Source organism: Trabulsiella guamensis ATCC 49490 (assembly GCF_000734965.1).
GTDB lineage: Bacteria > Pseudomonadota > Gammaproteobacteria > Enterobacterales > Enterobacteriaceae > Trabulsiella > Trabulsiella guamensis.
In genome coordinates, this window is the sequence record NZ_JMTB01000117.1 from 161187 (window position 1) to 181343 (window position 20157).

19 protein-coding genes and 1 pseudogene are annotated in these 20157 nt (G+C 52.2%); 4 read left to right on the forward strand and 16 right to left on the reverse strand.

What is annotated here, in order from left to right:
* Positions 1 to 68: 68 nt before the first annotated feature.
* On the reverse strand, positions 69 to 605 hold the full coding sequence (locus tag GTGU_RS25090) for a fimbrial protein (RefSeq protein ID WP_072012037.1): 537 nt from the start codon (positions 603 to 605) through the stop codon (positions 69 to 71).
* 1039 nt (positions 606 to 1644) lie between these two features.
* Positions 1645 to 2454 (reverse strand): winged helix-turn-helix domain-containing protein, encoded by an 810-nt coding sequence (locus tag GTGU_RS25100; protein ID WP_084222832.1) that lies wholly within the window; start codon positions 2452 to 2454, stop codon positions 1645 to 1647.
* Positions 2455 to 2695: 241 nt separating this feature from the next.
* Between GTGU_RS25100 and GTGU_RS21235 the strand changes: the two genes are divergently transcribed.
* From GTGU_RS21235 to GTGU_RS26175, 4 genes are all read left to right on the forward strand, one after another.
* Entirely contained in the window at positions 2696 to 5962 is a 3267-nt protein-coding gene (locus GTGU_RS21235; RefSeq protein ID WP_038162056.1) for an Eco57I restriction-modification methylase domain-containing protein, read from the forward strand.
* Between the two features lie 418 nt (positions 5963 to 6380).
* On the forward strand, positions 6381 to 6671 hold the full coding sequence (locus GTGU_RS26925) for a hypothetical protein (RefSeq protein ID WP_038162059.1): 291 nt from the start codon (positions 6381 to 6383) through the stop codon (positions 6669 to 6671).
* Positions 6672 to 7181: 510 nt separating this feature from the next.
* Complete coding sequence (locus tag GTGU_RS26730; RefSeq protein WP_051857409.1) at positions 7182 to 7409, forward strand: hypothetical protein; 228 nt, start codon at positions 7182 to 7184, stop codon at positions 7407 to 7409.
* Between the two features lie 144 nt (positions 7410 to 7553).
* Entirely contained in the window at positions 7554 to 7853 is a 300-nt protein-coding gene (locus GTGU_RS26175) for a hypothetical protein (RefSeq protein WP_169741191.1), read from the forward strand.
* On the opposite strand, the gene acpT is transcribed toward GTGU_RS26175, so the two are convergent.
* From acpT to GTGU_RS21315, 14 genes and pseudogenes are all read right to left on the reverse strand, one after another.
* Complete coding sequence (gene acpT, locus GTGU_RS21250) at positions 7801 to 8424, reverse strand: 4'-phosphopantetheinyl transferase AcpT (RefSeq protein ID WP_051857410.1); 624 nt, start codon at positions 8422 to 8424, stop codon at positions 7801 to 7803. The two genes, GTGU_RS26175 and acpT, sit on opposite strands and share 53 nt — an antisense overlap.
* A 2-nt stretch (positions 8425 to 8426) precedes the next feature.
* Positions 8427 to 9656 (reverse strand): beta-ketoacyl-ACP synthase, encoded by a 1230-nt coding sequence (locus GTGU_RS21255; RefSeq protein ID WP_038162061.1) that lies wholly within the window; start codon positions 9654 to 9656, stop codon positions 8427 to 8429.
* On the reverse strand, positions 9653 to 10384 hold the full coding sequence (locus GTGU_RS21260; RefSeq protein ID WP_038162063.1) for a 3-ketoacyl-ACP reductase FabG2: 732 nt from the start codon (positions 10382 to 10384) through the stop codon (positions 9653 to 9655). The genes GTGU_RS21255 and GTGU_RS21260 overlap by 4 nt, the downstream gene beginning before the upstream one ends.
* Positions 10381 to 10857, reverse strand: coding sequence for a hotdog family protein (locus GTGU_RS21265; RefSeq protein ID WP_038162066.1), 477 nt, complete (start codon positions 10855 to 10857; stop codon positions 10381 to 10383). The genes GTGU_RS21260 and GTGU_RS21265 overlap by 4 nt, the downstream gene beginning before the upstream one ends.
* A complete protein-coding gene (locus GTGU_RS21270) occupies positions 10854 to 12023 on the reverse strand; it encodes a beta-ketoacyl-[acyl-carrier-protein] synthase family protein (RefSeq protein ID WP_038162069.1) in 1170 nt (389 codons plus the stop codon). The genes GTGU_RS21265 and GTGU_RS21270 overlap by 4 nt, the downstream gene beginning before the upstream one ends.
* Before the next feature lies 1 nt (position 12024).
* A complete protein-coding gene (locus GTGU_RS21275) occupies positions 12025 to 12606 on the reverse strand; it encodes a DUF3261 domain-containing protein (protein WP_084222833.1) in 582 nt (193 codons plus the stop codon).
* A complete protein-coding gene (locus GTGU_RS21280) occupies positions 12606 to 14927 on the reverse strand; it encodes an MMPL family transporter (protein ID WP_038162075.1) in 2322 nt (773 codons plus the stop codon). Before GTGU_RS21280 ends, GTGU_RS21275 begins: the two co-directional genes overlap by 1 nt.
* A complete protein-coding gene (locus GTGU_RS21285) occupies positions 14896 to 15501 on the reverse strand; it encodes an outer membrane lipoprotein carrier protein LolA (protein WP_038162078.1) in 606 nt (201 codons plus the stop codon). The genes GTGU_RS21280 and GTGU_RS21285 overlap by 32 nt, the downstream gene beginning before the upstream one ends.
* Positions 15498 to 15920 carry an acyl-CoA thioesterase gene (locus tag GTGU_RS21290; RefSeq protein WP_038162082.1) on the reverse strand — a complete coding sequence of 141 codons (423 nt, stop codon included), beginning with the start codon at positions 15918 to 15920 and terminating at the stop codon, positions 15498 to 15500. Before GTGU_RS21290 ends, GTGU_RS21285 begins: the two co-directional genes overlap by 4 nt.
* Before the next feature lie 3 nt (positions 15921 to 15923).
* Positions 15924 to 17616: pseudogene (locus GTGU_RS21295) on the reverse strand (glycosyltransferase family 2 protein).
* Entirely contained in the window at positions 17607 to 17960 is a 354-nt protein-coding gene (locus GTGU_RS21300; protein WP_038162084.1) for an ApeI family dehydratase, read from the reverse strand. The pseudogene GTGU_RS21295 and the gene GTGU_RS21300 overlap by 10 nt, the downstream one beginning before the upstream one ends.
* On the reverse strand, positions 17947 to 19308 hold the full coding sequence (locus tag GTGU_RS21305) for an AMP-binding protein (protein ID WP_038162086.1): 1362 nt from the start codon (positions 19306 to 19308) through the stop codon (positions 17947 to 17949). Before GTGU_RS21305 ends, GTGU_RS21300 begins: the two co-directional genes overlap by 14 nt.
* Positions 19305 to 19886, reverse strand: coding sequence for a COG4648 family protein (locus GTGU_RS21310; RefSeq protein WP_038162089.1), 582 nt, complete (start codon positions 19884 to 19886; stop codon positions 19305 to 19307). The genes GTGU_RS21305 and GTGU_RS21310 overlap by 4 nt, the downstream gene beginning before the upstream one ends.
* A 6-nt stretch (positions 19887 to 19892) precedes the next feature.
* A complete protein-coding gene (locus GTGU_RS21315; protein ID WP_038162092.1) occupies positions 19893 to 20144 on the reverse strand; it encodes an acyl carrier protein in 252 nt (83 codons plus the stop codon).
* Between the last annotated feature and the right edge of the window lie 13 nt (positions 20145 to 20157).

A 20157-nucleotide genomic window follows, 5' to 3' on the forward strand; every position in this document is an offset into this window, starting at 1 on the left:
AATTGGTCTTAATTTTCCGTTTTATTTAATGTGAACCTGCAAATTTAATTGCAGGTTCAGAGTTATTATTACAGGTAGCTTAAAGTGAAATTAGCCTGACCGGTAAAATCACCTTCATTAACAGTAACCGTTGCTGGTGCTGCCGGGGCAATTGTTTTCAGCATTGCTTTAAAATGTAAAACGTTATCGCCCTGAACAAGATTCCCCGACTGCCAGGCAGGTCCGTTAATTGCAATATTAGTACCCAAATCACTGGTCAGTCTCACACCAACATCACCAGCAGAAGCGCTAACAGCCAGTAAATCAGTACCGGCAGTGACACCCGTAAAAGCAGCATGAGCTTTTTTACCCACAACACTTGCATCACACTGTTCCAGTGTGATGGTAAAGTCGCGAGGTACAGAAGACCCTGTATTTACCAGGCTTGTGCGAGATATCTGGCCTAACTGTACGGTCTGATTAGCGTCCTGAAAAGAAATGGAGCAAGGTGCGTCAATAATTGTACCTTTGAAGGTAATTGTTCCATGCCCGGAGTCAGCATGAGAGACAGAACACAGTGCAAAACAAGCTGATGCCACTAAAGCGTTAAATTTTAACTTACGCATATATTCATCCTTAGAGTGTTAACATAAAACAAACCATTTTTGTATTTAGTAATGATAATGTTGCATAAAGCTGACAAAAAAGGCCTGCGGCAGTATTAAATCAAACCTCCCGTAGAAAACAAATATTTAAATCCATTTTAAAGAATTTAAAGAATTTAAAGAATTTAAAGAATTTAAAGAATTTAAAATGATGAGTTGTTGGTTGTCAGGCAGTGATCTAATAAGATGGCTTTAACTAAAGAGCATTACATGTAACAGCTGTAATAAAGCCCATGTTCTACTAAAATACAGTATGGAAGCTTATTGATGATATATGCCTCACCAGGCCCCGACATTAAGATTTTCAGGAGTACAGTTACGTATCACCACTCACAGAGACTGTCCAGTAGCATTGCGGAACTATGACTAATAAAAGATGCAAGTCATTATGGCAATATGTAACAGTCACTACAGCCGTATAGTATAAAAGTAATCGCCGCTGCTGAGTTATCAGGCGGCAACGCAATCGTGTTAATCCATGTTCATGAATAGTGGTAAGCGACTATTTACAGCTATTTAGTCAAACAATAAAAAAGTGGAATTGGACCTTCATAAAAAATATAAGCGTTAGGACCCTGTTTTTGAATTGAAATGTTCGTGGATTTGTGATTAACAAGGTAAAAAGGTGATAAATGGTCTTTCAGATTCACGTCGTCCGTATCATCTTCATTCATTTTTTCATACTGTTCTGAAGTAAGACTTATATTATTCATGTCCATATGATATTGAAATGATATCTTCCTGTGTAAATTTGAAATAAATAAGTCTTGATTATATATTTCACCATCAAGAATAATCTCTCCTTTCTTTGCGTGACTATTGAAAAAGAAATAAACGATGGTGTGAAGTTGTATATTGCCTTTAACTGATGTATAACGTACTGTGCAAGTTGAGGGAGACGTCGATGTGCTATTGTTGACGTTATAACGGATCGCAAAGAACATTACACATAATGCAACCAGTAAACTTAATACGAGATTCCATTTTTTCATGTATCTGTTTACCCTCTGTATACATAAGTGATACAAAATGGTGAACTTTCTTTATCCAGCGGTTTGGGGCAGGCAACCATGCGTACTGATGTAATGTGCTGCCATGATGTGGTGTATATATATGGATATATTTTACAGTTAATAGCGGCTATCCCTTTTTTGATGGCTTCTGTTTTAGCGACGAACGTATCTTTATTAATATAGATATTGCAATCCCCTTCTTTGATGAATGGTTCATAGTTTTCGTAAAATGATTGGTAATAACCATTAGAGTTCAAATGATCTAAATATATAATAATTACTGCAGATACAATAAGAACAAAGGAAACGATTTTGCTTTGTAAAAATCGTTCATGTAATGTTGTTTGAGTATCGGCAATTGTTAATTGCCCGTTGTCCTGAGGCGGACTACCGATACATTCATCTGTCTTTTCCATTAGAGGTGACGATATACTGGATTCCTCTGTTTTATCTTCCAGTAATTGAATTTGGCAGAACTCGGACGTAAAACAAAATCCCTTTCTCGAAATAGTCCTTATCATAGTTGTGCCACATTCAAAACCCGCGATTGTGGAGAGCCCTTTACGTAAATGAGATATGTTTTGATAAAGAATATTGGTGGACATTTCTTCATCGTGCCACACCTCTCGCATAAACGTTGAGTGAAGTACAATATCAGGTGCATTTAGAAGAAGAATTGAGAGACAGAGTGAAGATGATTTTGTTAACTGGAATGTCATCTCTGTCTTTCGTGATTTTAACAGTGATAGAGAAGGCCAAAATTCTATATAATTATCAATTAGATAACCTGTGTGCATGGAACAGTGCTCAAGTTAATACTCGTGTCTAAAAATGGAAACTTGCTAAGTTTACTGAAAACAAACTCATAATGGAACGTACCATAGAATAATCCTAACGTTACGGAAGTTGTTCGGTTTGCCCGCTATAAACTCATATTATCGTTGTTGTTGCCACGTTATACTCTTGTGCGCCCTGCATGGGCGCACTCTTGCGCAAGCAGTGCCGACGTGAAGAACCTGAACAGGCAGAAGGACAACAATGGATACCAATACAAAGAAAGGTTATGACCTTATCAACCGCCGCTGCAAACAATGGGTGAATGAAGAAGAGGTACGCCATGTCTGGATGAAAGGGCTGGAAGAGGCCTTGCAGATTGATCTCGACGCGGAACGAGCTAAGCGCGATTCCAGTTACAACAATGTCATCATTGAATTCAAAGGGCCTGGGCTGTTCAAGGGCAACGAGACGAGCCCTAAGTTCATAGAGGCTACCGAGGGCCGTTTACTCAAGTACATCCAGCGGCTAGCGGCTGAGCAAGGCATGGACGAGAAGGACTACATTGGTATTGCCATCGACGGTGACCATGTTGGTTTCGCACAGGTTCAGGAGGGCAAGATCATTCACCAGCCCTTAATGCCATTCTCAATAATAACCTTCCAGATGGTCGTCGATGCATTAAAAGCCAACTTCCGACGGGCCATCACGTCCGAAAATTTGGCTGAGGACTTTGGCCACCTTTCCACCACTGGTCGAGAGTTCATGCAGGTGTTGTCGGATGCGCTGGAAGACGCTCTCGGTCAATCCGGCAATCGCAAGATAAAGATGCTTTTCGAGGAGTGGGCGACTTTGTACGGTCAAGCCGCCGACCTCAGCATTCAGCAACGCAAGAAAATCAGCGGCTCACTTGGCTTTGATTTCAATGGTCCTGCGTACATTGATTTACCTGCAAAGCTTTTCGTTACGCACACCTTTCACTCGCTGTTGATGAAGCTGATAGCGGCCGAGATTGTGGCTGCACATGGCATGGCATCCAGTGCCTCGCTGATTCATGAGCTGTTGGCTATCGACAACAACGAGGCGTTGATTGCTGCGTTGCGTGCCGATGTGGAGCACGGTGGATTCTTCAACGCAGTGGGCTTGCATGGCTTTGTCGAAGAAGCAATTTTTAGTTGGTATCTGGACGCAGCAAGTAAAAGGACAGTTCGCTCGTCGTTATGTCTGGCGATCCGCACCCTGTTGGCACAACTGTCGGTTTACCGTTTTGACACAATCAAGAAGGCAGGTCGTTCGCGTGATGTATTGCGTGATTTCTACCAGGACCTCGTGCCGGAAGGACTGCGCAAAAGCCTCGGAGAATTCTATACACCAGACTGGCTGGTGGAGCATGCTGTGGCCAAGCTCGGCTATAACGACGCCAAGTGGCTTGCTGCTCGTCTGTTAGACCCGACCTGTGGTTCAGGCTCGTTTTTGCTTGAAGCCATCGAGCAGAAGCGTCGTGCTGCGCTTGCGGCTGGCTGGAATGCAGACCGCACTGTAGAAATGCTCACGACAACGATCTGGGGTTTTGACCTTAACCCTCTGGCTGTCCAGTCTTCTCGCGTTAACTTCCTGATCGCCATTGCAGATCTGTTGCAGCAGTGTAAAGGCAAAGATGTTGAGATTCCGGTGTTGCTGGCGGATGCTGTGTATTCCCCTGCACCTCCCCCTGATGGCGACCAAACAGTGATCGAGTACAGCATCGGTAGTGAGCATGCCAACCTGCAAGTTGTGTTGCCCACCGAACTCGTGCGTGATCGTGTTTTGCTCGATCAGGTGTTTCAACTCATGGGCATGGAGGTCGAGAACGATACCGAATATCCTGCCGTAGCTAAGGAGATGATCAAATCAGGTGTGCTCTCGAAAGCACAGTCTGATGAGTGGCAGGTGCATCTAAAAGAAACTTACGACCAAGTGCTCGCGTTGCACCGACAGAACTGGAATGGCATCTGGTTCCGGATCGTTCGCAATTTCTTCTGGTCGGCTACTGCTGGCCAGTTCGATGCCATCGTGGGCAATCCACCGTGGGTTCGCTGGTCGAATCTACCAGAGGCCTATCGCAACCGTGCCAAGCCAACGTGCGAGAAGTACGCGATCTTCTCCGACACTAAATTCCATGGAGGCAATGAGCTGGACATCTCAGCCATGATTACCTACACGACGGCTGACAAGTGGCTGGTTGAAGGAGGAAGGTTGGTGTTCATTATCACTCAGACCGTCTTCCAGTCGCCGTCGTCACAGGGCTTCCGCCGTTTCCGTATTAACGTAACGGATCGCCTCGTACCGCTGTCAGTCGATGATATGAAGGATCTGAAACCCTTCCCGGATGCGGCGAACAAGACAGCCGTCGCGATGTTCACCAAAAAGATTCAAGGCGTGACTGCATACCCTCTTGATTACCGCGTTTGGTTCGGAAAACCGAAGAGTGACAGCGCTGGTAATCCTAAGAAGGGACGCGGAGGACTACCGCAGCGCTTGAAGGCCATCGACCCTCGCTTGCATCGTTCAGATGTACTTGGACTGGTAGATGTGATCCAGATGGAAGCCAATCCGGTATCGGACACGATGGAAGGTGCACCTTGGGCAGTGATGAAGCCCGGCCATTTTGCGGCGTACAAGTCACTATTTGGGCCTTCAACCTGGGTCAATGGTCGCAAAGGGATTACCACTGACTTGAATGGCGTCTATTTCGTCGAAGTGATCGATTCAAACTCTGCAGACAAGACCGTCAAGATTCGCACCCGACCACAGGAGGGTAAGACCGACCTCGGGAAACCTCGCGACTTCTGGGTGGAAGCCGATAGCCTGTATCCGCTCGCCAAAGGTGCTGGCGACCTGCATCCGTGCTACTTCCTGCCAGAGAACAACCTATACACCTTCGTTCCCAATAAGGGAATCAACCGGGCATCACTCGACATAGCGGCAGTGAGCTACAGTACGCACACAAACCCTAAGACCTTCAATTTTTTCAAAGCCTACGAGTTTTTTTTAGAGTCGCGTTCTACCTTCAGGACGCGTATGAAAGGAGCGCCCTTCTTCTCAATATACAATGTTGGCGACTACACCTTTTCCCCATATAAGGTGGTCTGGGCCGAGATGACGGGCGATTTTGCCGCTGCAGTTGTGGCTTCAGGTGTGGTACCGGGATATGGCTCGCGCGTGTACGTCCCCGACCACAAGCTTTATTTCGCCGATTTTAAAGAACCAGAGCCAGCTTACTTCCTGTGTGGGCTTTTACATTCGGAAATCGTCAAGGAAATGATCGAGGCTCATAACGTCGCTACCAACATGGGAGACATATTCAAACATGTCAGCTTGCCCCTGTTTGATCCATTGAACTCAGCCCACACTGATCTCGCGAACCTGGTTAAACAAGCGCATGGTGAGCACGATGCAGAAATACGATCCCGCACGGTTATCAAAGTACGGAATTCAGCAGCCAAATTGATCGAAGAGGAAATCATGCAACGCAACCAGTCCATTTGCTAATGCAGGCCGAGGAGTGAATATGAGCGTTCAATTCACTTATGCGATATTTTGGGTTGTAGCCCGGCTACAACGGCATCTCCAGAGGAACCTGTCGTGGTTCCTTTTGCCACCCGTTCTGTAACTGAACAGGACGTTGACTGGTCATAACGATAATTCAAAAAAAACTACGATTACAAACGATAAAAAATCACATATACATTTATGTATATAGGGAATGCAATTTCGCCACCTTTTAGCATAATTCCAAATATTTTCAGACGCACATAATCTTCCCGAACACCACCATCCATACGGCTAACCTATTCAAGAATGTCAATGCCATCACCGCCGCTCATCTGACGGTGTTGCGTTACCACGGCGTGAAACACGTGCTTATTGCGTATGACCGTGATGAGGTGGGAGATCAGGGGCGTAGCGTGTGGCGACTGAACTGCTGGCCTGTGATCTGGACGCGTGGCGGGTGAGCTTCCCGCCGGGTATGGATGCGAATGACTATACGCTCATAAGCAGCAGTCCGGAGTCGGTGCTGGCGCTGCAACAGGTCAGGTGGCTTGGTTCCGTCAGTGGCCACGGTGTGGTGTTCAGCCATGAATCACCGTCTGTACCTGAGGTAACGGCCAGCCAACAGAGTCCTTCTTCGTTAATTGTCGCTGAGTCAGCGGTTTCACAGGCCGCGATGGACGTGGTGGTTCATGAAAGCACATACTGAAAGATAATCCCCTGGCAGATGTAAAGGCCGGGAGATCAGACAAATAGAGTAAACTGGTGGTACCTCACTTCTCGTTCATCATCGTGTATTTGGGTGAAAAGGCCCGTGGATGCATCCTGCAGGTTCTTCATACCTTCCGTAAAAAAATAGCCTGGCAGTACAGCAGAGTTAATGCCTGACCGGATAATCACACTAACTCCCTGAATAGGGCTAAAAACAACATTACCCATAAAGTAAACGTAGATTATTATGCGCGTATAGAAAAAATACTGATGCGTCTGATGAAATTGTTACTGTGTCTGGTGATCTTCGCTGGGGTAGTAGCGTGTCCAGGCGAAAAGGGCACGTCCGGGCAAAAGTTGTCACACCGGAAGTCCAACAGGTAAAATGACAGTAATTAACGGTAAATAATGTGAAAATCTGGTTTGTTACATAAATCTACGTCGGAACGAGGTGTTACTGAGAATAAAGTGCTCAGCAAGTTTCCCTGCCTTAGCTCTGGATAACTATGTGAATATTTCTAATTCACGACTGCAATATGCGGCAGCTAATGGCTTGTCTCAGGAGGAAACGCAGACAGGACTGAATAAGCTTGCTAAAAACGAATTACCGGATGGTGCTAATATCGCAAAAGTGTTTGTTGATGGTTATAAATATTGGGTCATGATTGTATACGTCGGGTATTTTAGTTCTGCTGGCTCCATCGGCAAGGTGATTGGTAGTGAAGTGATTGTGTAGATAACTAACGGAACATACCAGTGGTTTGACCTGTGCCAGTCGGGCAATGAAAACAAAGGCTGGGACTGGAAAAACAGTACCAGTTCAGGCATAGCAGGTATACTTGCACCGGGAAGAACTGTCTGGTTAAACGTCGGTATTGCTATGGGAGCACATTCTTTACCGATGGTCCTGATGCCGGCTCTATTGGATGAGTGGTTGCCGGGTCATGGGGCGGTGGAATGTTTGGGATGTATTGTAAATTCAGTTACAGGAAAAGAGCTTCCTGACTCCATTTATACAGGTGTTGGTTCCGGTGGTTCTGAATTTATTGGTGGTTTCATTAAAGATAGCGTGATTTCCGAGCTGATAAATATTAAAGAAAGTGAAGGGGTTGCGTCGACTTCTGAGCTTATTTATATCCGCGTGATGCCACGATTGGGGCGGGCGAAGGGAAAAAGGTAATGGTGTCCGGGGAAAGCGGGTAGGGTGTCGGTGTGCAAATAGCCAGCATGCGGCCGTCTGTCAGCGTGAGATCGTTGACGAAGCCGTGTTGAGGCGAGGTACTGTCGAAATCCGCTATCTGCCAGATGTGCCCTCCGGTACGTTTTAGCATTGCTTCTTTACGCGTCCATATACGCCAGAACATTGCAAGTTGCTGGCCTTCCCTTTCTGTCGCCAGCCATGTCTGTTCACCCGCGCTAAACACTGACTCAGCGGTTTGCCGCCAGTACTTGCGAGGACGCAGGATTTCGATATCGCAGCCAACGTCTCCCTCGTTGCCGAACAGCAGTACGATATCGTCGCCACTGTGACTCAGGTTAAACCACAGGGGAATTTCGTCCCGAAAGGCGGGTTTGCCGTTTTTGCCGTAGATAATTTCCGGCAGTGGTAAAGGGGCGAGCGCGTGGGCTAACAACACGCGACCCGCAATCCATTTTGCGCGGTTTGCGCCAGTGGGCGCCAGTGAACGCCAGGTTTCTGGCAGCACCTCCTGACTCAGAATAGATACCTTGCCCAGGATGACCTGATGCATGTTCAGGCCCAGCGTCGAATGACTAACGACGTATTGATCCCACCGAATGCGAAGTTATTGCTTTGCAGAAATTCGCAGTCAATATGACGCGCTTCACCCATGATGTAATCCAGCGCCCCACATTGCGGATCTGGTTGCGTCAGGTTAATAGTGGGAGCAAACCAGCCTTCCCGCATCATCTGCAGACTCATCCATGCCTCCAGCGCGCCGCAGGCGCCGAGGGTATGGCCAAAGTAGCTTTTTAGCGATGAGATCGGCACGCTGTCGCCATACAGCGCTGCGGTGGCCTGGCTCTCGGCAATATCACCCCGATCAGTGGCGGTGCCGTGCGCGGAAATGTAGCCGATATCCTTTGGACTCAGTCCGGCCATGTGTAACGCCTGCGTCATGCATATTTGCATGGTTTCCCGCTGCGGTTGGGTAATATGCGCGGCATCGCAGTTTGTGGCAAAGCCAATGATTTCACCGTAAATTGTCGCCCCGCGCGCAGTGGCATGTTCCAGCTCTTCAAGGACCAGCGTACCGGCGCCTTCACCAATCACCAGCCCATCGCGTTGTTGATCGAAAGGCGACGGTGTGGTTTTCGGTGCATCGTTGCGCTGGCTGGTGGCGAACAGCGTATCAAATACCGCCGCTTCGGAAGGGCACAGCTCCTCTGCGCCGCCTGCCACCATGATGGTTTGATAACCATGACGAATGGCTTCCCAGGCATAACCTATCGCCTGGCTGCCGGAAGTACAGGCACTTGAGGTGGGGATCACACGCCCACGCAGACCGAAAAACAACCCCGTATTCACGGCGGTGGTGTGCGGCATCATCTGCACATAGGTCGTACCGGTGATGTTGTTGGTGTGCTTTTCAGTGAGCATGGTGGCGAATTCACTTACCGGGCCGGTACTGCCGGTTGATGAGCCATATGCAATGCCCGTCTGCCCGCTGGTCAGAATGGGATCGTCGATCAATCCAGCCTGTTCCAGTGCCAGTTCGCTGGCACGGGTAGAGAGCAGAGAGACGCGACCCATCGCGCGAATGCGCTTGCGGGTATAATGTTCTGGCAGCACAAAATCATCAATGGGGGCGCCAAGCAAGGTGTGCAAACCATCATAAATCTGCCATTCCGGCATACTGCGTACAGCATTTTCATAAGCCAGTAAGCGACGTGAGACTTGTTGCCAGCTATCACCAAAAGCCGTTACGCCACCCATACCTGTAATGACAACCCGACGAGTCATAGCATCCCTCCGTTGATGGATATCACCTGGCGAGTCACATAACCCGCAATATCAGACATTAGATAACTTGCCAGCCCGGCGACTTCTTCTGCCTGACCCATTCGTTTCATTGGGATGATCGCCATCGCTTCTTTCAGCGCCGCGTCTTCCATTTCGATCATGCCTGTGTCAATCAGCCCTGGCGCAATACAATTTACGGTGATTTTTCGTTTTGCCAGTTCGATAGCCAGCGCTTTAGTCGCGCCAATAATTCCGGCTTTCGCTGCGCTGTAATTCACCTGACCCCGGTTGCCCATGACCCCGGAAACAGAGGACAGCGTAATAATCCGCCCGCCCTGACGGGTGCTAATCATCGGCATAATGCACGGGTGGATAACATTATAAAAACTATCGAGGTTGGTGTGGATCACGCTATCCCAGTCGCTTTCACTGAGCGCCGGAAAGGCACCGTCGCGGGCAATACCCGCGTTACTGACTACGCCGTACCAGGCGCCATAGTGTTCGATCTGTTGCTCAAGTATCTCGCGGCATTGCTGGCGATTGCTGACATCAAAACTCAGCAGACGTCCCTGGCCTCCCGCCTGTTCAATGCTGTACAGCGTCTCTTCTGCACCGATTTTGTCGCGATGATAATGGATGCCAACGGTAAAACCATCGGCGGCAAGCTGACGGGCAATAGCGCGTCCAATGCCTTTACTGGCGCCGGTAACCAGAACGGAACGGTTCATGCCGTATCTCCCTGCCTGAAAAGTGAAACTAATTCCTCTGCCGTGGGCTGGAATGTGTTGATGCGGCCTGTTGCAACGCTGTCGCCATCGGTAAAAATCGTACAATCGAAACTGCCGAAACGTTCATCCTGCATCAGCAACCTGACATCAACGTCGAGCCGTGCGCCGCCAGGCAGCGCTCCAGTGGCACATACCAGCTCACGTGCGCCAAGCACCATGCCCAGCGTAATTGCGTTTTGCCCTTGCTGGTGACGATGCCAGCCAGACCAGACCCCAACGGTTTGCGCCATCAGCTCAAGCGCATACCAGCCGGGTAAGTTTCCCTGCGCATCAATGAAGGGCGCCAGAACACCATCGCGGGTGACTGCAACCCGGCAATGTGCACTGCTTTCTGTAACACTGACGACCTCTTCAAGCAGCAGCATCGGCGCATCATGCGGCAGATATTCAACAGGTGGCAGATAGTGATTCATACACTTTTTCCCAATAAAATACTGGCATTGTTGCCGCCAAAAGCGAAAGAGTTCGACAGGATCACCGGGCGTGCCAGCGGCTGAGCCTGGTGCAGAATGCCGCAGGTCGCCAGGGTCGGATCAGGTGGCGAGACGCTAAAATCCTGCGGAGGTAACGGTAAGTTATATTGCAGGATGAGCGCACAGAGGGCGGCTTCGGTGATCCCTGCGGCACCCAGCGTATGGCCGGTGAGGTGTTTGGTTGAGCTACACGGAACCCGATCGCCGAACAGATCATGTACTACCTGAGATTCAATTTGGTCGTTAAGCGTGGTGGCGGTGCCGTGCAGGTTAATGTAGCCGACATCATCCGGCTGAAGTTCTGCATCGTTCAGTGCCTGATTGATGGCGCGGATCGCGCCTTCTCCCTGTGGATGCGGTGCTGAGATGTGCCAGGCATCGCTGGATTCTCCAACACCCAGTAGCGCAAGCGGCTGAGGCTCGCGGGTCAGCATCATCAATGCGGCTCCTTCGCCGATCGTAATGCCGCAGCGATCCCGGCCGAAGGGCTGGCAGAGCGAAGGAGAGAGCGCCTCCAGACTGTTAAAACCGTTCACTGGCATCCGGCTCAGGGTGTCCGCGCCTCCCACGATTGCGACATCAGCAAGCCCGGCCTCAATCAGGCGACGACCGCTGATGATTGCCCGTGCGCTGGATGAGCAGGCCGTCGAAAGCGTAAATGCCGGGCCTTCCAGCTTCAGCCAGTGACTCAAAAAACGTGACGGGTCGCCCAGCTCCTGCTGCGAATATTGCCAGCGCGGGCTGGCGGCGTTATTGAGCGTCAGATGAACGTGCTCATCGCCTTCGTTCAGTCCGGAAGTGCTGGTACCCATTATCACTGCAACACGGTCATGGCCATAATGCGCAATGGCAGCGTCAACCTGTGGCTGAATTTGCGCCAGCGCCGCCAGCAACAGTTGGTTATTGCGGGTGTGATGCCCGGAATATGATGCCGGGATGGCAGGCAATTCGCTGTCCACACCGCCGAGTATGGCGGTGGGATAGCCCTGCAACCAGCCGGCACGCGCTCGCATTCCTGGCGCCGTACCGCGCGTCAGGTTACGGGCTATCTCTGCGTTGTCATTTCCCAGAGCGTTAATCATGCCGATGGCAGAAATATAAATCATATCAGTCACCCAGATATTGAATGGTGATGTGGTATTTAAAAACGTGCTGCTCGATGCTGATGGGTTCGCGCTGGCCTTCTCGCTGCATGTAGATGATTTCTGTGACCAGGTTGCCACGCGCGTTGCGCAGTTCACGCTTGTCCCCCGCGTCGGTCAGCGTCCAGCCTTTTGGTAACTGCGGCTGCCAGGCAGCGATGGGCCAGTGGCTCAGCATGACATCCGCAAGCACCTGACTGGCAGGCGGCAGTTGTGGCACCACAATAGACTGCTCGGTATGCAGGCCGCGGTCATCATAGGTGACGAGGAAAAGACGGATCCCCACAGATGAAAGCCCCGCCAGGGTAATTTTCTTATCGTCGGCGTTGAGCATCACCAGCAATGACTGCGTTTTACCTTTAAAAGTGCCGGTCAGCAGTTGTTGCGAACTTACAGCGGGGGTAATACCCGGTGCAGGCAACGTAACGCGGGAACCCGGCTCCAGCCAGGCCTGCGGACGCCCGGTGCTATCCTGGGTTGAATGGCTGCAACCGGCAAGCAGCATGACAGTGAACAGGGCGGTAGCACGCCAGAAGGACATCCTCATTATCGTTTTTCTCTTTTTTTGTCAGGCATTGCCAGTGGAGACAGCAGATATGCGGCAAAAATGCCGCTCACCAGCACAATGCCGAAGCTGCTTATCGCCTGCGTGGCGCTGAAAACCAGCATACCCAGCGTCAGAAGGGTGGTGATCATCGCGAGCGTAATCGCCAGGAGCGACGTTAACGGCGTTCCGCGCGGGTTACTGAAAAACAGCGTGTAATTAATACCGATCCCTAATACCAGTACCAGCGCCAGTAATGAAAACAGGTTGATGGTGTGCCCGCTTAGTGACAGTGCCGCCAGCCCGCATCCCAGTGAGAGCACCGAGGGAATCAGGCTAATGAACCCCTTGCGCCAGCCCAGACGGAAGATGGCTCCGCAGGCAATCACGTCCAGCGCCACGCCCAGCAGTACCGTTAAAATCGTCCGGTACAGGCCGAACAGGGAATCAAATGTTTGCTTGCGATCGACCCACGCTACACCAGGGTGTAACTTCGCCAGCGCATTCAGCGCCGCGCTCTCTTTAACGCCTTCGGTGGGAATGAGCACGCCGCTCATTCCGTCAGGCAGCGTCAGCCACATCAGACGCCAGCCTTCGCTGGCCGGGCTGGCAAGCCAGGTGTCAACAGAAACCGGCATGGCGCTGAGATCGGGTTTCACCGCTGTCATCCCCGCATTGGCCAGCACCTGGCTGACCGTCGGCGCTGCCTCGCGCAACAGTTGCAAATCCTGCTGCTGGCGCGCCAGTGAGTTAAGTGGCAGGGTGCGGAAATTCGCGAGCAGTTTGTCATGACGCGCTTTCTCCAGTGCCGGAATAAACGCCTCCATGCGGGTCAGCGTCTGCTCTGGTGTATCGCCATAAACCACAAACCATTTCTGATCGACGCTCTGTCCGGTCAGACGGGTAATCGCTTTTTCCTGCGCCAGAATAGTGGGCGGCAGTGCCTGTAGCTGGGAAATATCATCATCCACGCGCAGTGTCGCCAGACCTGCAAGCGAAAGGATCGCCAGTACCACAGGAAGCCCTGTGGACAGTGTTTTGTTTCGCCGCCAGGCGGCCAGCCAGCGTAGCATGACTGTCATTGCCGGAACCGGTCGAACCGGCAGGCCGCGACATAACCACGGATGCCAGAACAGGACGGTCAGGCAGGAGGCGCTTAACCCGGCAGCAGCAAACACCGCCATCTGGCGAATGCCAGGGAACGGCGCAAGCATCATGATCAGATACGCCGCCACCGTTGTTAGCAGTGCCAGCAGCAGGGCGTTTCGCACTTTTTGCAGGCTTTGCCACGGTGATGATTCCGCGCCGTGCACCATCCGTTCCGTCAGATAATAGAGCGTATAGTCTGCGGAAATACCGATAATGCTCATGCTCATCACCAGCGTCATCAGATGTAACTCGCCAAACAAAAGCAGCGTGACTACCGAACCCGCGAGCGCACCGGTGCCAATGGAAATTAAACAAAGGAGTAGTGGTCGCAGTGAACGGAATGTCACAACGATAAGCAGGATCACCCCAAGGATCGTTGCCACACCCAGCGTAGAGACATCGCGCTTTGCCTGCTGGCTGGCGTAATCGCTATAGAATACGGTACCGCGCGACAGAAGCTGCGCCTGGGGGAAACGGGTTTTGAAGGCGGTTTCCCTGTCGTTCAGTTCGCTCACCAACTGGTGGGTTTGCTGCATATCGAAAGAGTTACCCGCCAGCTCGCCATGCAGCAGATACCAGAAATTACCGTCCTCGTCCTGAGTGACCAGCCAGCCATCCATCAGGCGCAAACGCGTGCTGTTTTGCGCCATCGCCAGCTGTGAACCACGCATTAACATCAGCGGATCGTTTTGCAATTCTTTACCGCTGACGCCGGAAAAAGCGGAGTAGAGCTGTGACAGGATCCATTGCGCCTGCGCGTTTCCTCCGTGTTGCAGCCGTTCGCGAGTGGCAGCGTCGATAAGTCCGTTGCGATGCTGCCAGTAGAACGCGCCCCACGCCTGCTGATCGCTGGCATTCATTGCCCCTTTCACACCGGCGAGCGCTGGTGTGGTTTTTAACTGCGCGAGCCACGCCTGCGCCGCCGTTGGATCCGCTGTTTTCCCCGGGCTTACCAGCCAGACCAGTTGCCGGTCGAGGCGCTGCATAAATCCATCATTCAGGGCGGGTGGAATGGCGCCCAGCGCCTGTTTCGGCAACATCGCCAGCACACTGCTGTTCAGTCTGGTTTGCGGCAAAAGCAACAGTAGCGCGCCCAGCATGAGCGCGCAGGTAACACCCCAGAGCAGCGCAAGGCGCCTGGCATTATTGGGCGGCAAAGCGTTGGCGTTCGTCATCGGTCAGTTGGGCTGGCGTCAGTTGATGTTGTGACAGGATGATATGCGTCCGATCGCCCTGTTTGTCGTTAAGCTGGATCGCCTCCAGATATGTTTTTCCTGCCAGGTCGATGGTGGCAAAAATCTTATCCAGTGGCGTGGTGATCGGCGTCAGGCGCAGAGTCCAGCGACCGTCGCCTTTGTCCTGAAAATCGACCTGGAAGTTTTGCTCCAGCACTTTCCTGTCAGCCTGAAAGAGTGCCCGCAACAGGTGGTTGAACTGAAACATCTGCGGATTGTTTTCTGCAGTGATCACCTGCGGTGACTGGCCGTTGATCCTCTGAACCATGCGGGTGTCGTCAAGCATCAACATCATCGGGAAAGGCGAGGTTTGATCCCAGAGCAGCCCGGTATCGCGTGCGATAAGCATCTGCCCCTGCGAGCGCAGCGGTTGCGGCATATCTTTGATGGTCCGTGTCTGGGCGAAATGGGCACGGATCACCGGTTGTTCAGTAAAGCGCTGTTGAAGTTCATCGAGCGTGACGGCGTGGCTCCAGGGGCTGAGCAGCAGAATAACAACGGGCCAGAATTTCATGGTGCAACTCCTATGCGTTCAAACAGGACGGGAGGGCTGACAAAACAAAGCTCCCGACTCTTCTCGTCCACGGCGACCTGAATGGTGTAACCTGTAGTGGTGCGTTTACCGCTGATGGCATCAAAAATCTGATAGCTGATCCGAAGGCGATTTTCGTACTCTTCGAGTTGCGCGCGTACACGAAAACGCTGCTCGAAAGTCAGTACATCACGGTATTTCACTCGCGTATCGACCACCGGCCAGAGATAGCCTGAGGCTTTCATCTGGCGGTAACCATAATCGAACTGGTTCAGCAGGGCTTCGCGGGCAATTTCGAAGTAACGAAAATAGTTGCCGTGCCACACGACACCCATCATATCCACATCGTGAAACGGGACGGTCAATTCTACTTCTGCGGTAAAGCGGGGATCATCAAGCACCCATTACTCCTTATCTGCAGCGTCAGGCAACTGCCAGAAATCGAAAAAGTTAAACCAGTCCAGCGGTGATATCAGCGCATAATGTTCAAGCCGTTCGGCATAACGATGGATGGTATGTTCAAGTACTGCCTGGCGTTCAGCCCGGGGTAACAGGAGCGGATCGGCAAACGGCTCGCAGTGAATATGCAGCTTGCCCTGCTGGCGGAGAGCAAAAAGCAGCAGCACCGGGCAGCGCAAAATCGAGGCGAGTATAAATGGTCCCTGCGGAAAGGGGGCTCGTTGCCCCATGAAGGGACTCCATGTCACCCGCCAGTGACCGCCACGCTGTGGGTTAACCGCAATGCGATCGCCGACAATGGCCACCCATTCGCCGCGATCCAGTTTCTCTTTCAGCAGCATGGCGGTTTCCGGGCCAATATCGGTCACTGGCAACAGATTAAGTCCCGCCTGTGGGGCCATCTCTTCCATGATCTGTTTAAAACGTTGCGCATTATCGCTGAACACCAGCGCATTAATCGTTCGCACACCTTTCAGTTGAGCAATGGCGCGGCAGGCTTCGATATCGCCCAGATGCGAGGCCAGAATCAATTTGCCCTGAGGATCTTCAGGGCTCAGCGCGGCTTCAGCGCCAGGAGCAAACACCATGTCCCGCCCCAGTTGGATCTCGCCACGCCAGCCAGCAATTTTATCGAGCATGGCGTGACCAAAGCGTAAGAAATGGTGGTAGCTGTTGAGGTGTGGCGGCACGGGTAACTGGCGGACCACAAGCTGTTCACGTACGCGTGCAACCCAGTTTTGTGAAGCACGACGCGCCGTGCTGGCTGTCAACCAGTAAACCCCGGTGACGGGCCAGAGCAACAGCGAAAAAGCCTGACGCCCCAGTAACCGCCAGACGGTCAGCATCAGGCGCATTCCCCATAATCCTTTGACTTCCTGCTGTTTCGCCCAGTGCTGCGTCCGGCGACGCCTCAATAGTGTGGGGATGCGTGGCAACATGCCAAAAAAACAGACGTGTGTGCATCAGCGAGATACGCAGATTGTCTTTCAGGGCGTCAAAGTGGGATAAACCATCCTGCGGATAGGTGACGCGGGTCGGCACGAAGTAGCTGGTGTTGCCCTGCCAGTAGAGGCGCACCATCACTTCCGTATCAAAGTCCATTCGTTTGCCAAGAGAGACACGGCTGGCAAGCGATAACGTCGGGGCGATGGGATAAACACGAAAGCCACACATGCTGTCTTTTAATTGCAGTGAGAGTGTTTCAATCCAGACCCAGATGTGCGTCACCCAGCGGCCATACAACCGCGCACGGGGAATGGAATCATCATAAAGGGGTTGCCCGGATATCAATGCGCCAGGGTATCGGGACGAGAGTGCGAGCAACTCAGGGATGTCTTCAATCGCATGTTGCCCGTCCGCATCGACCTGTACGGCATGGGTGAAGCCTGCGTTGTGCGCCGCCTGCAATCCGCAGATGACCGCCGTGCCTTTGCCTGCATTTTGCGTCAGCCGAATCAGCGTCAGCGTCGGGTGGTGGGCCGCGAGCGTTTCCAGCACCTGCCGGGTTGCATCATCACTGCCATCATCGACGATGATGCAGGGCAGATCGAGTGGCGCAAGACGCGCCAGTACACGCGACATCATCGCACCATGGTTATAGCAGGGGATCACCACACAGGGTGCGAAAGTCAGCGGCATAAGCGAATTTTCCCACTGCTGGCCGTATGGCGCGCATCACCCTCATGGCGCTGAAAGCTGAACGTGAGTATTTGCCGCGCTTCCTGCCAGTTCAGTGTCAGAGTTACCGTGTTTTCTGGCAACAACGGGGCCTGAAATTTCACGTTCTGAATGCTGTGAAAACGAAAACCGGGCGCCAGTAATGTCGTGGCGTAGTGCATGACCCAGTCAAGCTGCGCAACACCGGGCAATAGCGGTTGCACGGCAAAATGTCCCTGAAACCAGAACAGCGTCGGCTCGAGATTCAGGATGATGTCGATCTGATCGGGGGCTGTTTGATACCGCGCCATTTCATGGGGTTTCATTGAATAACTCCTGCAGTTGCGCATAGACACGCTTGTTCATACTGTTGACCGGGATCTCGTCGAGCACCCGCCAGTAACGAGGAATGGCGACCGGTTCAAGCCAGGGAAGCAGCGCGCGCCGCCATGACAGTTCCAGCGACTTGCTGTGGGTTTCCCGCCATGTCTGACGTAACGGGTCGTCCAGCACCAGCAGGACGCCTATACCCTGGCGACCCCCACGCGAAACGGGCAGTGCTGCAGCGTCACGAATACCTTCCAGCGCCACCAGACGTTGTTCAATCTCGCTGAGCGAAATGCGTTTTTCTTCGATCTTCACGACCCGGCCCCGTCGCCCGATGAGGCGAAACGTTCCGTTATCCTCAAAATGCAAAATGTCATCGAGCAACAGCCCGGTTTGCTGAGCGATAAGCGGTGAAACTGCGCGGAACGCGTCTCCCTCAGGCGTTATGCTGACCGCCGGAAAGGGCAACCATGAGACATCATCCTGCTGGCGATAACGCCAGGCGAGAATACCGGTTTCAGTACTGCCGTAAATTTCGTCCGGCCAGACATTGAGCCACGCCTGCGTATCGATGACATCCTGCCAGGGCAACATGCCGCCTGCTGAAAGGATAATTGACACGGGGGGCGGAGTAAGCTGCGCATCCAGTCGTTTGAGAAACGCCGGGCTGCTGACGAACAAATAGCGATGGCCATGCTCCACGGCGGCCAGTTGTTCTGCGTAATACAGCATGGCGGCATGTAGCGGCAATCCCAGCGACATCGGCAAAAAGATGCGGAATGTCAGACCATACAGATGCTGCGGTACGACTGAAGCAATCACCCGGCACCCCGCCACCCGTGTGGCAAAACGTACAGCCAGCATCGATGCTTCTTTGTCGAGTGAGGCGATGCTTTTCACCACCCGCTTCGGCAGCCCTGTCGAGCCGGAAGTAAACAATTCGATGAACCCGCCTTCCGCTATCGGAGGAAGAGGGGGAAGTGCGGCATCGTGCTTTCGCGCAGAACTGACTACCAGATACCGGCCCCGCCAGTCCAGTGGTTTATCGCTCAATACGCCGTTGAACAACGATTGCTGCTCTTCAAGAAGCGAAACACGGCTGTGGCCAGGAATAACCGGCGTTTTCCCACTCGTTAATGTCGCCAGCAGGGCGACAATGAACAGGTAACTATTTTCAAAACAGAGCGCCCATCGCTCGCCTTCCTGTCGCTGTAATTCCTCTACCAGTAACGCCACATCATAGCGAAGCTGTCCCAGCGTCCAGGTATGATCGCCGAGCCAGGCGATAACAGTCTCATCAGGCCGGGATGTGTCGAGCCACTGCGCCAGCGCCAGCGTCTGATTCATGGTAAATCTCGCATAATGAACCGGCGGCGAATCAGCCATTCACCTGCCATTAACGACCCCATCAGCAGATAGGCAATCATGCCATTCCAGACTGTCCAGAGTCGCATATCGCCCCGCAGCGCAGTAAAAAGCGCGATCGCGCCGTTGACGATGAAAAAGAAACACCAGACTTGCGTAACGCGACGCGTGTAGCGGACACCAGCAGGAGGGAGCTCAGGTGTATGCAGGCGCGCCAGTCGCTCGACCAGCGGCATGGCAGTCCACAGTGAGCCGCCAAACACGGTCAGCATCACCATATTCACCACTACCGGGTAGAACAGCAGAAGCTGGTGCGTTTTCAGAAGCGCGCTGGCGATGCATAGCACGATGCCTGCCAGCGCCGCGCTTTGCATAACAAAACGCATCGGCCCGGCATTTTTTCGCGCCTGGTGTAAACGGAGCATCAACATGAGTGCCATTACCGGAAGCAGCCATTGCAGACTGTTGTGCATCAGGCCGAACCACACGACAAATGGCCAGGCCAACAGTATCGCCCCGGTCACGATGGGTATTACTGGCAACGTCCTGGAGCCACCCATGAGCGATTACGCTTCACGCATCAGGCGGTCAACCGCATCGACAACATCCTGCACCGTCCGCACGGCTTTAAACTCCTCCGGCTTGATCTTCTTACCGGTCTTTTTTTGCAGGTGCACGATCATGTCTACGGCATCGATACTGTCCAGCTCCAGATCCTCATACAGACGCGCCTCGGGGGTAATATCTTCGCGGGCAACATCAAACAGTTTGATCAGAAGCGCGGACACTTCGTCGAAAATGTCTTGTTTTTGTGTCATAGCAAACTCGTTA

Coding starts and splice junctions, on each gene's coding strand:
- GTGU_RS25090 (WP_072012037.1), bottom strand. CDS start 605: ATGCGTAAGTTAAAATTTAACGCTTTAGTGGCATCAGCTTGTTTTGCA.
- GTGU_RS25100 (WP_084222832.1), bottom strand. CDS start 2,454: ATGCACACAGGTTATCTAATTGATAATTATATAGAATTTTGGCCTTCT.
- GTGU_RS21235 (WP_038162056.1), top strand. CDS start 2,696: ATGGATACCAATACAAAGAAAGGTTATGACCTTATCAACCGCCGCTGC.
- GTGU_RS26175 (WP_169741191.1), top strand. CDS start 7,554: ATGGGAGCACATTCTTTACCGATGGTCCTGATGCCGGCTCTATTGGAT.
- acpT (WP_051857410.1), bottom strand. CDS start 8,424: ATGCATCAGGTCATCCTGGGCAAGGTATCTATTCTGAGTCAGGAGGTG.
- GTGU_RS21255 (WP_038162061.1), bottom strand. CDS start 9,656: ATGACTCGTCGGGTTGTCATTACAGGTATGGGTGGCGTAACGGCTTTT.
- GTGU_RS21260 (WP_038162063.1), bottom strand. CDS start 10,384: ATGAACCGTTCCGTTCTGGTTACCGGCGCCAGTAAAGGCATTGGACGC.
- GTGU_RS21265 (WP_038162066.1), bottom strand. CDS start 10,857: ATGAATCACTATCTGCCACCTGTTGAATATCTGCCGCATGATGCGCCG.
- GTGU_RS21270 (WP_038162069.1), bottom strand. CDS start 12,023: ATGATTTATATTTCTGCCATCGGCATGATTAACGCTCTGGGAAATGAC.
- GTGU_RS21275 (WP_084222833.1), bottom strand. CDS start 12,606: ATGAGGATGTCCTTCTGGCGTGCTACCGCCCTGTTCACTGTCATGCTG.
- GTGU_RS21280 (WP_038162075.1), bottom strand. CDS start 14,927: ATGACGAACGCCAACGCTTTGCCGCCCAATAATGCCAGGCGCCTTGCG.
- GTGU_RS21285 (WP_038162078.1), bottom strand. CDS start 15,501: ATGAAATTCTGGCCCGTTGTTATTCTGCTGCTCAGCCCCTGGAGCCAC.
- GTGU_RS21300 (WP_038162084.1), bottom strand. CDS start 17,960: ATGAAACCCCATGAAATGGCGCGGTATCAAACAGCCCCCGATCAGATC.
- GTGU_RS21305 (WP_038162086.1), bottom strand. CDS start 19,308: ATGAATCAGACGCTGGCGCTGGCGCAGTGGCTCGACACATCCCGGCCT.
- GTGU_RS21310 (WP_038162089.1), bottom strand. CDS start 19,886: ATGGGTGGCTCCAGGACGTTGCCAGTAATACCCATCGTGACCGGGGCG.
- GTGU_RS21315 (WP_038162092.1), bottom strand. CDS start 20,144: ATGACACAAAAACAAGACATTTTCGACGAAGTGTCCGCGCTTCTGATC.